Origin of the sequence: Pseudonocardia sp. McavD-2-B, assembly GCF_024124365.1 — a bacterium.
In the GTDB taxonomy this organism is placed as follows: domain Bacteria; phylum Actinomycetota; class Actinomycetes; order Mycobacteriales; family Pseudonocardiaceae; genus Pseudonocardia; species Pseudonocardia alni.
The window spans coordinates 1-14,271 of the sequence record NZ_JAMXSG010000150.1 but is presented as its reverse complement, the minus strand read 5'-3'; the positions used below and the strand labels follow the sequence as shown (position 1 = coordinate 14,271).

At 74.4% G+C, this 14,271-nt stretch carries 11 protein-coding genes and 1 pseudogene; 2 read left to right on the top strand and 10 right to left on the bottom strand.

Annotation, left to right across the window (positions count from 1 at the left end):
• The 9 genes and pseudogenes from NH602_RS19055 to NH602_RS19015 form a co-directional block, all read right to left on the bottom strand.
• Positions 1–777: pseudogene (locus tag NH602_RS19055) on the bottom strand (hypothetical protein); the annotation flags it as partial.
• 2 nt (positions 778–779) lie between these two features.
• On the bottom strand, positions 780–2,612 hold the full coding sequence (locus NH602_RS19050) for a selenium-binding family protein (RefSeq protein WP_253068508.1): 1,833 nt from the start codon (positions 2,610–2,612) through the stop codon (positions 780–782).
• Entirely contained in the window at positions 2,609–2,959 is a 351-nt protein-coding gene (locus NH602_RS19045) for a hypothetical protein (RefSeq protein WP_073577187.1), read from the bottom strand. The genes NH602_RS19050 and NH602_RS19045 overlap by 4 nt, the downstream gene beginning before the upstream one ends.
• A 733-nt stretch (positions 2,960–3,692) precedes the next feature.
• Positions 3,693–4,565, bottom strand: coding sequence for a 4-hydroxyphenyl-beta-ketoacyl-CoA hydrolase (gene couO, locus NH602_RS19040; RefSeq protein WP_253068507.1), 873 nt, complete (start codon positions 4,563–4,565; stop codon positions 3,693–3,695).
• 13 nt (positions 4,566–4,578) lie between these two features.
• The gene (locus tag NH602_RS31975; RefSeq protein ID WP_253068506.1) at positions 4,579–5,544 is read right to left on the bottom strand and encodes a 3-hydroxyacyl-CoA dehydrogenase NAD-binding domain-containing protein; all 966 of its coding nucleotides are present in this window, start codon (positions 5,542–5,544) and stop codon (positions 4,579–4,581) included.
• Positions 5,541–7,487, bottom strand: a complete 1,947-nt coding sequence (locus NH602_RS19030) for an acetoacetate--CoA ligase (RefSeq protein WP_253068505.1) — start codon at positions 7,485–7,487, stop codon at positions 5,541–5,543. The genes NH602_RS31975 and NH602_RS19030 overlap by 4 nt, the downstream gene beginning before the upstream one ends.
• Positions 7,484–8,260, bottom strand: a complete 777-nt coding sequence (locus tag NH602_RS19025; RefSeq protein WP_073577191.1) for a crotonase/enoyl-CoA hydratase family protein — start codon at positions 8,258–8,260, stop codon at positions 7,484–7,486. The genes NH602_RS19030 and NH602_RS19025 overlap by 4 nt, the downstream gene beginning before the upstream one ends.
• Positions 8,257–9,765, bottom strand: coding sequence for a long-chain fatty acid--CoA ligase (locus tag NH602_RS19020; protein WP_253068504.1), 1,509 nt, complete (start codon positions 9,763–9,765; stop codon positions 8,257–8,259). Before NH602_RS19020 ends, NH602_RS19025 begins: the two co-directional genes overlap by 4 nt.
• A gap of 57 nt (positions 9,766–9,822) precedes the next feature.
• A complete protein-coding gene (locus NH602_RS19015; protein ID WP_226355660.1) occupies positions 9,823–10,302 on the bottom strand; it encodes a MarR family transcriptional regulator in 480 nt (159 codons plus the stop codon).
• A gap of 85 nt (positions 10,303–10,387) precedes the next feature.
• Here NH602_RS19015 and NH602_RS19010 point away from each other — a divergent pair, with 85 nt between their 5' ends.
• Positions 10,388–11,719: an MFS transporter gene (locus NH602_RS19010; protein WP_253068503.1), complete on the top strand. Its 1,332-nt coding sequence runs from the start codon at positions 10,388–10,390 to the stop codon at positions 11,717–11,719.
• 15 nt (positions 11,720–11,734) lie between these two features.
• Here the strand turns inward: NH602_RS19010 and NH602_RS19005 are convergent, their stop codons facing one another.
• Complete coding sequence (locus NH602_RS19005) at positions 11,735–13,186, bottom strand: DHA2 family efflux MFS transporter permease subunit (protein ID WP_253068502.1); 1,452 nt, start codon at positions 13,184–13,186, stop codon at positions 11,735–11,737.
• Positions 13,187–13,337: 151 nt separating this feature from the next.
• Between NH602_RS19005 and NH602_RS19000 the strand changes: the two genes are divergently transcribed.
• Positions 13,338–14,271, top strand: a 934-nt coding sequence (locus tag NH602_RS19000; RefSeq protein WP_253068501.1) for a geranylgeranyl reductase family protein, incomplete at its 3' end; no start/stop codon positions are given.

Below are 14,271 nucleotides of genomic sequence, written 5' to 3'. Positions count from 1 at the left end.
GACCCTGTTGGCCGCGCGGCGGATCAGCAGCGTCTCGGCGAGCAGCAGGGCCGCGACCGCGGCCGGGGCCACGACCGTCACCAGCGCGGCGCGGCCGAAGCCGGTGCCGTGCACGTCGGTGAGCGAGAACGGCCCGGCGACGGCGAGCCGCACCGCGGCGAGCACGGCCCCCACCGTGCCCGCCGCGATGCCGAGCACGCGCACCCGGGCGGGCCGCGTGTCGTCATCGGTGCGGGTGGTGACCAGGTGCACCGCCGCACCGGCGGCCAGGGACCCGGCGACGGCGTACCCGGCGTCCGGCGCGAACCACGGAGCGCCAGGGGTGCCGGCGATCTGGAGGACCAGCAGCGCCGTCACGGCGAGCGCGGGGAGCACGGCGAGTACCGGGCGGGAACCGGCGAGCAGCGCCGGTACCGCGACCGTGACCAGGAGGAGGAACAGGGTCCAGCCGGTGAGCCCGGCGCCGGACCGGGTCACCGCGGCAACCGCGGCGGAGACGGCGACGAGCGCCGCGACTCCCGCGACGACCCGCTCGGCGCGTCCGGGCGCACCGGCCAGGACCCGGACCAGACCGGTTCCGGCCACCACGGCGAGCGCGGTGAGCAGGACCAGCCGCAGGGCCGTGTCCGCGAACGGCACGCCGTCGAAGGGTCCTCGGGCGAGGACCGCCGGGGCGGCCACCGCCACTGCACGGAGCAGGGCGGGGGCGTCCCCGGCCGGGCCGGCGGGCAGGAGCCCGCCGGCCGGCACGAGCGTCGCGATCGACGAGGGGGACATCATCAGTCCTTGATGTCCTCGTCGGCCGCGACGAACAGCATCGAGTGCGGCTTGGCGTTGCCGAAGTCGCCGTGCGGCCAGTGCCGGCGGTTGAAGCTCACGCACGTGTCGCCGGTGTCCTCGTCCGTGAACGACTCGTCCAGGCTCAGCGTGCCGTCCGGGGCGACGTCGGTCATGCACAGGCGGTGGTCGCCGTCGAGCCCGGTGCGGGCCACGAAGTAGTTCGCGGTCGCGAGGCGCGTGGGCCGGTCCGTGTGGCGGTAGTAGCCGTCGTCACCGCGCTCCAGATTGTCCAGCGCGCCCCAGTGCGGGCCCGCGCCGGTCCGGTCCGGGTTGATGCCGACCGTGCCCTTGATCGTCGGGCAGTCGCTCTCGGCGCCACCGGCGGTGGTCTCCTCGATCGTGTCAATCGAGCACTGCGGCGCGTTGCCGGAGGCCAGGAGCTTCTCGATGTCGAGTGCGATGACCCCGCCCGCGGTGCCCTTGTCATCCGGGCCCAGCGTGCCGGCCTTGCGACCGATCGTGGCGTGGTAGAGCGTCGTGTCGTCGGCGCTGGTCTGGATCCAGCCGCCGTTGGCGCTCGGGCCGCCGTTCTCGCCACCGACGCCCAGCTCGGGCGCAGAGGTCCCCAGGTCGAAGACCTCCTTCCACTGCGGGTTCTCGGCGGTGATGTCCGGCGTGTAGAAGATCGCGCCACCCTGCATGGTCTGGGCGAACGCGCCCCGGTTCTCCGGCCGGTTGGTGACCGTGGTCTCCATGACGGCGCGGTTCTCGTTGCGCAGCGGGTCCACGCCGTTGCTGCGCGGACCGGTCGGCAGGTACTGCACCGACGTGACCTTCGGCTTGTTCAGGTCCGAGATGTCCCAGGTCCGCACGGTGGGCCGGCGCAGGTACGGCGACGGGTTCTTCACCGGGTCGAGGATGATCGAACGCGGCTCCGCGTAGTCACTGGTGACCATGGTGTTCAGGTCCTCGCGGACCTGGATGCCGTGCGGGTTCGCGCAGGTGGGGTTGCCCAGGGCCGGCATGTTGAGGCACTGGGTCGGGTCCTCGGGCGTCTCGGTCGCGGCCGGGGCCTCGACGAGGTTCCTGCCCTCCTGGTCGAACCGGATCACCGAGCCGGGAGAGCCCGCGAAGCCGTTGCCGGTGCGGACCTCGCCGCCTGAGTAACGGCACGGCCCCGGGGCGACGGGGCCGCCCATGTAGGTGCCGTAGGCGGTGCCGTCCTTGAGGACCCAGTAGGCGTCCGGCACCGAGCCGCAGAGCGTCTGCGACGGCAGCGAGATGCCCGACAGCCTGATCTCCGGCAGCGCCGCGACGTCGAAGACGTAGGTGGCCGCGGAGAACAGGCCGCCCGCGTAGATCTTGTCGCCCTTGCGCCACGAGTACTGCATGTGGTGCGGCTCGTTCTCCACGAGCGGGCCGACGGTCGCGGTGTTGACGACCTTGCCGTAGTCCGGGGTGCCCTTGGTGACGTCGACGACGGCCAGGAAGTCCGGACCGGGGAGTGCGTCGCGGACCTTGTCGACCGGGTCGAGCAGCGACCCCGGCAGGTTGCGCACGTCGGCGACCGCGGTGTCGGCGATGTTCTCGTCACCGGCCCAGACCAGCGCGTACTCCTTCCTGGGTCCGTCGGCGGACTGCCGGCGGGCCTCCGGCGTGAGGTTGTTCTCGACCCAGTAGCTCTTGCCGTCGGCGCCGGTGACCTCGGACTTGACCTTGTCGATCGTTCCCTGGGCCGACGCGGGGATCGCGACGACCCCGGCGACGACGGCGGCGCTCGCGAGGGCGATGAGCCCCCGCCGCGCCCAGCGGGACTGCGGGAGCAGGCTCATTCGCCGGCCCCACCGGACAGGAAGGTCGGGGTGATCTGCTTGGGCGCCTTCGACACGACGTCGACCAGCCCGGCGGCGGGGACGCCCGCGGGGGCGAAGTCGCGCAGCTGCTGGATCGGCTGGTCGGAGTCGAACGCCTCGTGGGACGACTCGACCGGGGGCGCCGTCGGCGCCGGGTCGGGCTGGTCGTCGTTCGGGGCGCTGAGGATCGCGCCGAGGTCGGGGACCAGGTCCGGGGTGGCCGCCTGGGCCGCCCCGGACAGGCCGATCAGGGCGGTGCCGGCGAGAGCGGCGCCGCCGGCGATCAGCCGGGCCCGGGACGCGGACCGTGCGCGGTGCTGAGGCACGACGTGTCTCCTTCTTTCGTGACGGGGAGTGAAGTGGAGTCCGATGTGGACATCCGCCGAGCGGCGAGCCGCGGCGTCGTCCGTCGTGGACGGCGCCGCGGGGCGCGGGCAGGTGCGGGCGTGCGCCACGAGGGGCCGTCGGACCCCGCCCTCCCGGGCCGCCGGGGGGACGGGGCGGGAGGTCCGCGCGGGGGCGCGGTGGTGTCGGGGAGTGCGGGGGGCGGTCCCGTGGCTACCGCGGCTGCGGACCCCGTGCCGGGGACGGCGTGCGGCGGAGCGCGGGCGCGCCCCGGGAGCCGGGCGCGGTCAGACGCCGGAACAGAGCGCGCTCGCCTGGCGGCGCAGGTCGACGTGGCGCCGAACCGCGAACCGGGAGACGAGGTGCATGGGAATCAGTAAACAGACCCGTTCGGGCCAACTCGACACCGGACAGGTCCACATCATGGGAACGGGGTCGCAGAGCCGCGAGATCGGGCGCGGGGAGTGACCTGGGCTACTCCGTACGGACCGGGACGACCCGCCCCGCGGTGCCGGAACAGGGCGAAACGAATCACCTGATCGTGTCAACGACGTCGGGAACCGGTTCGCTTCGAGGCTCTGACCTGGGACGACGTACGACGCGACGGGCCGTACGGGAACCCGTCCGGACAACCCGGGCGGCTGTCGATCCCGTGACCGGCACGAGCGAGGGGTCCGGTGCCGCATCCGGCACCGGACCCCTCACCGTCGACGATCACCCCAGTCCGAGCATCCGCACCGCGTTGTCCTTGAGGATCATCGGCCGGACCTCGGGCTTCATCTCAAGGGTCTCGAAGTCCGCGAGCCACCGGTCGGGAGTGATGACCGGGTAGTCCGAGCCGAACAGCACCTTGCGGCGCAGCATCGTGTTCGCGGCCCGCACCAGCTGCGGCGGGAAGTACTTCGGCGACCAGCCCGACAGGTCGATGTACACGTTGGACTTGTGGGTGGCGATCGAGATCGCCTCGTCCTGCCAGGGCACCGACGGGTGGGCGAGCACCACGGTGAGGTCGGGGTGGTCGGCGGCGACGTCGTCGAGCAGCATCGGGTTCGAGTAGCGCAGCTTGATCCCACGCCCGCCCGGCAGTCCGGCGCCGATCCCGGTCTGTCCGGTGTGGAACAGCGCGGGCACACCGAGCTCGGCGATGGCCTCGTAGAGCGGGTAGAAGCGCGTGTCGTTCGGCTCGAACGCCTGCAGGCTGGGGTGGAACTTGAAGCCGCGGACCCCGTGCTCGGTGACCAGCCGGCGGGCGCGGGCGACGGCGGCCTTGCCGGTGTGCGGGTCGACCGAGCCGAACGGGATGAGGATGTCGGCGTGCGCCGCGGCGGCGTCAGCGATCTCCTCGCTGGACAGCGGCGGGTGCCCGGTGCCCGACGGCGCGTCGACGGTGAACACCACCGCGGCGATCCGGCGTGCCCGGTAGTGCTCGGCGATGGCGTCGATGGTCGGCGTGCGGTCCTGGTCGGCCTTGAAGTACTTCGCCGAGGCGTCGAGCAGCTCCTGGTCGAGGGCCAGACAACCGTGGCCGTCCTGTTCGACGTGGACGTGCACGTCGATCGCGTCGACGGCAGCGAGGTCGATGGGCATGGGGAAACCTCCGTCAGGGGAGCTCGGTACGGGACTTGGCCTCGAGCAGCGCGGCGAGGACGCTGTCGCGGCGGGCGGCGAGCGCGGAGCCGTCGAGGTCGCCCAGTTCGTCGCGGACGCCGTCGACCAGCGTCGCGGCCAGCTCGGGGGTGAGCGTGACCTGGCCGAGGTCGCGCCACCACCGCTCGGTGGGCGGACCGAGGTGCTCCAGGATGTGCGCGAGGCCGCCGGGGCCGCCGGACAGGTGCTGGTTGGCGAACGGGCCGAGAACCGCCCAGCGCAGGCCGGGGCCGTGGGAGATGGCGGCGTCGACGTCGGCGACCGTCGCGACACCCCGCTCGACCAGCGAGTACGCCTCCTGCCACAGCGCGGCCTGCAGCCGGTTGGCCAGGTGGCCCGGCACCTCGGCGCGCAGCCGGACCGGCCGCTTGCCCAGCGCGGCGTAGAAGGCGAGCGCGGCCTCGACGGCGGACTCCGCCGTCCGCTCCCCCGGCACGACCTCGACCAGCGGGATGACCTGCGGCGGGTTGAACGGGTGCCCGACGAGCACCCGCTCGGGGTGCCGGGCGGCGCCGCGGGCGATCGTCGTCGGCAGGAGGCCCGAGGAGCTGGAGGCGAGCACGACGCCGGGGGCGGCGGCGGAGTCCAGCTCGGCGAACAGGGTGTGCTTGAGGTCCTCGCGCTCGGGGCCGTTCTCCTGCACGAAACCGGCGGGCCCGGCGGCGTCAGCGGCGCTGCCGGCGAACACCAGGTTCGCCACCGGCAGCGGGCCGTCGTGGCCGGGGAACGGGCCGAGCGCGGCGAGGTCGGCACGCAGCCGGTCCTCGGCGCCCGGTGCGGGGTCGAAGGCGCGCACGTGCAGGCCGCGGGCCAGGAACAGCGCCGTCCAGCCGACGCCGATCACCCCCGTCCCGACGACGGCGACGGTGCCGACCCCGGCCGCGGCACCGGCGCCGCCGGGGGTCCCGGGCGCGCTCACGCCGGCGTCCCGGAGGCGAAGTGGACGAACGCGTCGAGCGCGGTCGGGTCGGCGAGCACGTCGCGGGAGGCGACGTCGTCGACGGCGGCGCCGAGCAGGATGCGCTTCACGGGGACCTCCAGCTTCTTGCCGGTGCGGTTGCGCGGCACGACCGGCACCGCCTCGATCCGGTCCGGGACGTGGCGCGGGGTGAGCTCGCCACGCAGCGCGGTGCGGATCCGGGTGATCAGGGCGTCGTCGAGGGGGGTGCCGCCGGCGGGCTGCACGAACAGCAGCAGTTCGCCGTTGCCGCCCGCGGGGTCCTCCAGGTGCACCACGAGCGAGTCCTCGACCTCGGGCAGTTCCTCGACGACGCGGTAGAACTCGGCGGTCCCCAGCCGGACGCCGCCCCGGTTGAGGGTGGCGTCGGAGCGGCCGGCGACGACCGCGGAGCCGTCGGCCGAGAAGCGGACCCAGTCGCCGTGCCGCCATACCCCGGGCCAGGTGGCGAAGTAGGTGTCGCGGTAGCGGCTGCCGTCGTCGTCGCCCCAGAAGCCGACGGGCATCGACGGCATGGGGGCCCGGATGACCAGCTCGCCGAGCTCGTCGACGACCGGGCGGCCCGCGTCGTCGACGGCGGCGGCGTCGACCCCGAGACAGGGCCCGGAGATCTCGCCGGACCACACCGGCTGGAAGGGGCTCCCCTGCACGATGCCGGAGCAGACGTCGGTGCCGCCGCTGCCCACGTTGAGCAGTACCTGCGGGCCGAACTGCTCGGCCACCCAGCGGTAGCCCTCCGGCGGGAGAGGGCTCCCGGCGGCGCCGATCTGGCGGACCGCGGACAGGTCGTGCTCGGCGGCCGGGCGCAGGCCCGCGGCGCGCGAGGCCATGAGGAAACCGGGGCTGGCACCCAGCAGCGTCGCGCCGGTCTCGGCGGCCAGACGCCACTGCCACCCGAGGTCGGGGTGGGCCGGGTTGCCGTCGATCAGCACGATCGAGGCCTGCCGCAGCAGCCCGGACACCAGCGCGTTCCACATCATCCAGGCGGTCGTGGAGTACCAGAGGATCCGGTCGCCGGGGCCGAGGTCCCAGCTCAGGGCGTGGTTCTTGAGGTGCTCGACCAGGATGCCGCCGTGGCCGTGCACGATCGCCTTGGGCAGCCCGGTGGTGCCGGAGGAGAACAGCACGCACAGCGGGTGGTCGAACGGGACCGGGTCGGCGCCCGGCTCCGGGTCGGCGGCCAGCAGCTCGTCCCAGGTCATCGCGTCGGGCACGGTGTGCGGCCCGTACGGCACGGCGACGACGTGGCGCACCCCGGGCAGCCCGGCGCGCAGGGCAGCGACCTCGTCACGGCGGTCGACGTCGCGCCCGGCCCAGCCGTAGCCGCCGACGGTGAGCAGCACGACCGGGTCGACCTGGCCGAACCGGTCGAGCACGCTGCGGGCGCCGAACTCGGGGGCACAGCTCGTCCAGACCGCGCCGAGCGAGACCGTCGCGAGGAACGCGACGACGGTCTCGGGCAGGTTCGGCAGGTACGCCGCGACGCGGTCGCCGCGGCCGACGCCGAGCCTGCGCAGCCCGGCCCGGGCGCGGGCGACCTGCTCGCGCAGCCCGCCCCAGGTGAGCTCCACCCGGTCGCGGGTCTGGGAGTACGCGACGACGGCGACGTCGTCCTCGGGGCCGTCCAGGGCGTGCGCGGCGTAGTTCAGCGTCGCGCCGGGGAACCACTCGGCGCCGGGCATCCCCCGCCGCCCGAGCACCGCCCGGGGCGGGGTGTCGAACCGGACGCCGAGGTGGGTCGCGACCGCGGACCAGAACGCCTCGGGCTCGGTCACCGACCAGCGGTGCAGCGCGGCGTAGTCGGGCAGGGTCAGGCCGTGCCCGCGCTCGACGGCGGTGACGAACCGGCCGATCTCGGTGGTCTCCCGGACGTCGTCGGCGACGGGGCGCAGCAGCTCGCTCACCGGCTCACCTTCCCGCCGCGGCCGTCGAGGAAGGCCCGCATCCGCTCCTGGGCCTCGGCGCTGGACGAGGCGACGGCGGCGACCAGCGACTCCATCATGAAACCGTGGTCCGGGGAGGCCTCGGCGATCCGCGGCAGCGCCTGGAGCACCGCGACGTTGGTGATCGCCGAGTTCCCGGCGACGGTGCGGGCCAGCTCGCAGGCGCGGGCCAGGCCCTCCCCCGGACCGGTGCGGTAGTGCGACAGGCCCAGCGTGTGGCCCTCGTCGGCGTCGAGGACGCGGCCGGTCAGCATCATGTCGGTCATCCGGTGCACGCCGATCAGCCGCGGCACCCGCACCGACCCGCCGCCACCGACGAACAGGCCGTGCTGGCCCTCGGGCAGCGCGTAGAAGGTGGAGTCCTCGGCGACGCGCAGGTGGGTGGCCGAGGCCAGCTCCAGCCCGCCGCCGACGACGGCGCCCTTGAGCACCGAGACGACCGGCAGCCGTCCCTCGGCGAGCCGGGCGAACGCGCGGTGCCACATCCGGGAGTGCTCCATCGCCGCGACGACGTCGCGGTCGCCGAGCTCGGACAGGTCCAGCCCGGCGCAGAAGTGGTCGCCCTCGGCGTCGAGGACGACGGCGCGCACCCCCTCGGGCGGGCGGGCGAAGAAGTCCTCGATACCGAGCACGGTCGCGTCGTCGAGGGCGTTGCGCTTGCGGGGCCGGGACAGGCGCAGCACAGCCACCTCGCCCTGGCGTTCCACGATCAGCGACTCCGGCAGAGAACTCACGACAGCTCCTCGGCGACGGCCGCGGCCGCACGCAGGTCGACGCGCCGGACCTTGCCGGACGCGTTGCGGGGCAGCTCGTCGACGAACCGCACGTACTTCGGGACCTTGTAGCGGGCCAGCCGCCCGGCGAGCAGCGCGCGCACCGCGTCGGCGTCGAGGTCGGCGCCGGGGCGCAGCTGCACGTAGGCCGCGCCGACCTCGCCCCAGCGCTCGTCGGGGACCCCGACGACGGCGCAGTCGGCGATGTCGGGATGGGTGACCGCGACCGCCTCGACCTCGGCCGGGTACACGTTCTCCCCGCCCGAGATGATCATGTCCTTGACCCGGTCGACGGCGAACGCCCAGCCGTCGTCGCCGGCCCGGAGCACGTCGCCGGTGCGGAACCACTCCCCGCGCCGCGACGCCGCGGTCTCGTCCGGGCGGTTCCAGTAGCCGGGGCTGACGTGCGGCCCGCGGACCAGCAGTTCGCCGGGCTCGCCGTCGAGGGGGGCGAGCTCGCCGTCGCGCTCGACGGCGACGTCGGTGAAGAAGTGCGGCACCCCGACCGAGGTCGGCGGGTGCGCGGCCGTGCCGTCGCGGGTCGCCATGTGCACCCCGGGCGAGGCCTCGGTCATCCCGTAGCCCTGCTGCAGCGCGACGCCGCGCTCCAGCCAGGCCCTGGCGACCCGCTCCTGCACCGGGGACCCGCCGTAGACCACGGTGCGCAGCGACGACAGGTCCGTGCCCGCGAACGACGGGGACTCGCACAGCATCTGCAGCATCGTCGGGACGGCGGCGAAGCTGGTGATCCCGGCCTCGGCGATCCGGCCCAGGACCGCCGCCGGGTCGAACCGGGCGACGAGCTCGACGCTGCCGCCCTTGAACAGCGTGGGCAGCGTGACCTGGGAGAGCCCGACGCAGTGGAACAGCGGCGAGATGCACAGCGTGCGCTCGTCCGAGCAGACGTCGACGTGGGCGAGCTGGTTGACCGTGTTCCAGGTCAGGTTGCCGTGGGTCAGCACCGCCGCCTTCGGACGACCGGTGGTGCCGGAGGTGTAGAGCAGCACGGCCGGGTCGTCGAGACCGGCACCGGCGTCGTCGCGGGCCGGCCCGCGGGCGAGGTCCTCGACGCCGCGCACGACCGGGATCCGCGGCGCGGTCGCGGCGACGAGGTCGTCGGCGTCGGCGCCGTGCACGAGCAGCGTCGCGCCGCAGTCGTCGAGCATGTAGCCGACCTCGGCGGGGGCCAGGCGGTAGTTCAGCGGGACCGCGACCGCGCCGAGCCGCCACGCCGCGAAGCAGGTCTCCAGGGTGGCGACGGCGTTCACCCCCAGCCAGGCGACCCGGTCCCCCGGCCCGACGCCCCGCTCCGCCAGACCGCCGGCGATCCGGGCGGCGCGCCCGGCCAGCTCGGCGTGGTCGACCGCCCGTTCCCCGTCGGACAGGGCCGGCGCGTGCGGACTGATCCGCGCGCGGCGGGCGGGCCAGGTGCCCAGCCCGAGGCCGGGACCGGTGATCGGGCTCATGGGGCTCCCTCGCTCCTTGATATCAACTAGCTTGATAGCAAGGTGCTTGCCATGGGGTCAAGCATCGCCGTCCGGCGGGATCCCGTCGCGACCGGCCAGCGCGGCGAGGCACCGTTCGAGGGCGTCGGCGAACACCTCGGCCTGGTCGGGCTCCAGCGCGTCGAGCATCCGGCGCTCGACGACCCCGGCCGCGGCGTGGCAGCGGGCCAGCGTCGCGTCGCCGTGCGGGGTGAGCCAGACCTGCAGGATCCGGCGGTTGTCCGGGTCCGGCCGGCGCTCGACGATCCCGTCGCGCTCCATCGCGGCGACGAGCTGCTGCATCGCCTGCGGGGTCACGAAGTGCCGTCGCGCGAGCTGCGCCGAGGACAGCCCGCCGCGGCGCTCCAGCACGCTGAGCGCGGTGTACTGGGCCAGCGTCACGCCCAGCGGGCGCAGCGCCTCCTCCATCCGGGCCCGCTCGGCCATCTGCAGGCGCTTGACCAGGTAGGTCAACCGCTGCCCCCGCGTCCCCGTCGGTACCGACGCCGCATCCGTCACGTGTGCGATCCTAACGATCGTGGCGCTGATCACAAGTAACTTGCTATAAAGCTGCTTTCCATCTCACGGAAGGCAGGGAGCTGCGATGACGCACCCCCGGTTCTCCTCGACCCAGCGCCGGCGCGCGGTCCTGTCGAGCTATCTCGGCAGCCTGATCGAGTACTACGACTTCCTGCTGTACGCGACGGCCTCGGCCGTCGTGTTCAACGCGGTCTTCTTCTCCGACCTCGACCCGCTGGTCGGCACCGTCGCCGCCTTCGGCACGCTGGCCACCGGATACCTGGCCCGCCCGCTCGGCGGGATCGTGTTCGGCCACTTCGGGGACCGGGTCGGGCGCAAGAGGATGCTGGTCATCAGCATGGTGCTGATGGGGGTGGCGAGCACCCTGATCGGCCTGCTCCCGACCTACGCGCAGGTCGGCGCGCTGGCCCCGGTACTGCTGATCGTGCTGCGGGTCGTGCAGGGCGTCGCGGTCGGCGGGGAGTGGGGCGGCGCGGTCCTGATGTCGGCCGAGCACGCGTCGTCGCGGCGGGGCCTGTGGGCGAGCTTCACGAACGCCGGCGCGCCGAGCGGCATGGTGCTGTCGACGCTGGTGCTGGCGCTGTCGGCGGCGCTGACCGGGGACGCGTTCCTCACCTGGGGCTGGCGGATCCCGTTCCTGCTGAGCGTGGTGCTGCTGGGCATCGGCCTGTTCGTCCGGCTGTCGGTCACCGAGACCCCGGTGTTCGCCGCGGCGGCCGCCGCACAGCCGACGACGCCGGCCCGCGCCCCGCTGCTGGAGGTGCTGTCCCGGCCGCGCAACCTGCTGCTCGCCGTCGGCGTGGGGTTCGGGGCCTTCGTCGCGCAGGGGACGCTCACCACGTTCCTGATCTCCTACGCCGTCGGTGCCGGGTTCGAGCGCCAGACCGTGCTGAACGCGCTGACGCTGTCCTCGCTGGTCGCCAGCGTGGGGATCATCGGCTTCTCCGCGCTGTCGGACCGGGTCGGACGACGGCCGGTCGTCCTGGGCGGGGCGGTCGCCACCGGGCTGTGGTGCGTCGCGATCTTCCCGATGATCGACACCGGCTCGGCGGTGCTGCTCACCCTCGCCGTGGTGGTCGGGCAGGGCGTGACGCACGCGGCCTGGTTCGGGCCGTCCGCGGCGCTGTACTCGGAGATGTTCTCCACCGGCTCGCGCTACACCGGGGCCTCCCTGGGCTACCAGATCTCCGGGATGGGCGCGGGCCTCTCGCCGGTGCTGTTCGCGTCGCTGCAGGCCGCCGGGTTCGGCACCGGGACGCTGTCGGCGGTGATCGGGCTGCTGGCGCTGGTCTCGGTCGGGTCGGTGCTCGCCCTGCGCGAGACCTCCCGCGACGGGCTGGACGACCCGGACGTCCCCGCCCCCGCCGGCACCACCGGGAGGACCGCGACCCGCTGACCCGGCGGACGGGCCTCAGGTCCGGGCGTCCTGCGGGGCCGCGGTGGGTGCCGGTAGGCGGGACGCGGCCACCGCGACGACCACCGTCACCAGGGACACGCCCGCCGCGACCAGGAAGGCCGCGTGCACCCCGGCCGCGTCGACGCCGGCGCCGGCCGAGGCCAGCGTCATCACGGTGATGAACAGCGCCGTCCCCGCCGCGCCCGCGACCTGCTGCAGCGTGGTGAGGATGGCGCTGCCGTGCGAGTACAGCTCGCCGGGCAGCGAGCCGAGCGCGTCGGTCATCAGCGGCGTGAACATCAGCGCCAGCGCCGCGGACAGGCCCACGTGCAGCACCACGACCAGCCAGATCGGCGTCGCCGCGGCCAGGGTGGTGAACCCCCACATCACGATCGCGAGCAGGACCGAGCCGGGCAGCACCAGCGGACGGGCGCCGACCCGGTCGTAGGCCCGGCCGACGAACGGGCCCAGCAGCCCCATCACGAGCCCGCCCGGCAGCACCACCAGGCCGGCGACGAACGCGCTGTCGCCCAGCACCTCCTGGATGTAGAGCGGCAGCAGGATGATCGCGCCGAACAGCGACATGAACCCGGTCGCGACGAGCACCAGCGACAGCGAGTACCGGCGGACCGCGAACGGGCGCAGGTCCAGCAGCGGAGCCGTGCCGGTGCCGCGCTGCAGGCGGACCTGGCGGTGCACGAACACCGCCAGCGCCGCCGCACCGAGCACCAGCGGCACCCACGGCAGCACCGCGGTGTGCGCGCCCCCGGCGGCGGACTCGCCGATCGCGGACAGCCCGTAGACGATCCCGGAGAACGCGACCGCCGAGATCAGGACCGAGGCGACGTCGAGCGGGGCCCGCGTGGTCTCCGCGGCCACCCGCAGCCGCAGCGCCCCCGCGACCAGGGCGACCAGCGCGATCGGCAGCACGATCCAGAACATCCAGCGCCAGCCCAGCGCGGAGAGGATCACCCCGGACAGCGTCGGGCCGACCGCGGGCGCCACCGCGATGACGATCGAGATCGTCCCCATCGTCTGCCCGCGGCGGCTCGCCGGGACCAGGCGCAGGATCGTCGTCATGAGCAGCGGGATCATCACCGCGGTGCCGGTGGCCTGCACGACCCGTCCGGCCAGCAGGAACCCGAACGCCGGCGCGACCGCGCACAGCAGAGTGCCGGTGCTGAACAGGCCCATCGAGGCGAGGTAGACCGACCGCGGCGGGAACCGCCCCAGCAGGTAGCCGGTGATCGGGATGACCACGGCCATCGTCAGCAGGAAGCCACTGGTCAGCCACTGCGCGGTGGCCGGGGTGACCCGCAGGTCGGCGATCAGCGCGGGCAGCGCCACGCTCATGATCGTCTCGTTGAGGATCATCACGAACGCCGAGCCGACCAGCAGCGAGATGATCAGCAGGGCTCCGGCGGGCAGCCGCTCGGCGTCGCGGCCGGCGGCCGGCTCGGTGGTCACAGCGTGCTCCTCGGTACGTGACGGACGCGCCCACCCGCGGCGCCGGCACACGGCGCGGCCGGACGAGGGGGTGGCGGTGTGCGAGTGCACCACGGCCGGGCGGGCGGTGGCGAGCCGTTTCCGCCCGGGCGCGGAGGGGGACAATGGCGCCATGTCCACCTACGACGTCGTCGTGGTCGGGGCCGGTCCCGCCGGCTGCGCCGCGGCACTCAACGTGCTGCGGCTGCGACCGTCGGCGTCGGTGCTCCTGCTCGACGCCGCGGCCTTCCCCCGCGACAAGACCTGCGGCGACGGCGTCGCGGCCGAGGTGTTCGACCTGCTCGACGAGCTGGGTGCCACCGGGGTCCGGGCCCTCGGCGTCGCGGCACCGCGGCTGCGCCTGCGCACCCCCCAGGGCCGGGTCGTGCACCGCACCGCACCCCGGCCGAACCGGGTGGTCACGCGGCTGGAGCTGGACGCGGCGCTGGTCGACGCGGCCGTCGCCGCCGGGGCGCAGCTGCGCCGCCACCGGGTCCGCACCGTCGTCCCGCACGGCGACCGGGTGCTGCTCGACGACGACGTCGTCGCGAGGATCGTGATCGGCGCCGACGGGGCCCACTCGGTGGTCCGCCGCGCGCTCGGCGCGCCGGGCGTGCCGCCGTCGTCGACGGCGGTGGCGATCCGCGGGTACACCCCGGTCGCCGCCGAACCGGGGACGCTGTCGATCGAGTACGCCGGCGGCGCCGTCCCGGCCTACGCCTGGTCGTTCCCGATCGCGGGCGGCGGCGCGAACGTCGGCTACGGCGTGTTCGACGAGCGCGGCGCCGGGAACCGGGCGTCGCTGCTGGAGCGGCTCGCCGCGCTGCTGCCCGGCCAGGAACCGGACCCGTCGACGCTGCGCGCGCACCACCTGCCGCTGTCCACCGCGCCCCGGTTCCAGCCCGACGGCCGGGTGCTGCTGGCCGGCGACGCCGCGGCGAAGGTGAACCCGCTGACCGGCGAGGGGATCTTCGACGCCGTCGCCTCCGGGATCCTCGCCGGGCGCAGCGCGCTGCGCGGCGACGACGCGGGCGCCGCCCACCGCGCCGCCATGGAGCGGACCTTCG

Excerpts from the sequence above, each read along its gene's own strand:
- NH602_RS19050 (WP_253068508.1), bottom strand. The coding sequence starts at position 2,612 with ATGAGCCTGCTCCCGCAGTCCCGCTGGGCGCGGCGGGGGCTCATCGCC.
- couO (WP_253068507.1), bottom strand. The coding sequence starts at position 4,565 with ATGCCCATCGACCTCGCTGCCGTCGACGCGATCGACGTGCACGTCCAC.
- NH602_RS19020 (WP_253068504.1), bottom strand. The coding sequence starts at position 9,765 with ATGAGCCCGATCACCGGTCCCGGCCTCGGGCTGGGCACCTGGCCCGCC.
- NH602_RS19010 (WP_253068503.1), top strand. The coding sequence starts at position 10,388 with ATGACGCACCCCCGGTTCTCCTCGACCCAGCGCCGGCGCGCGGTCCTG.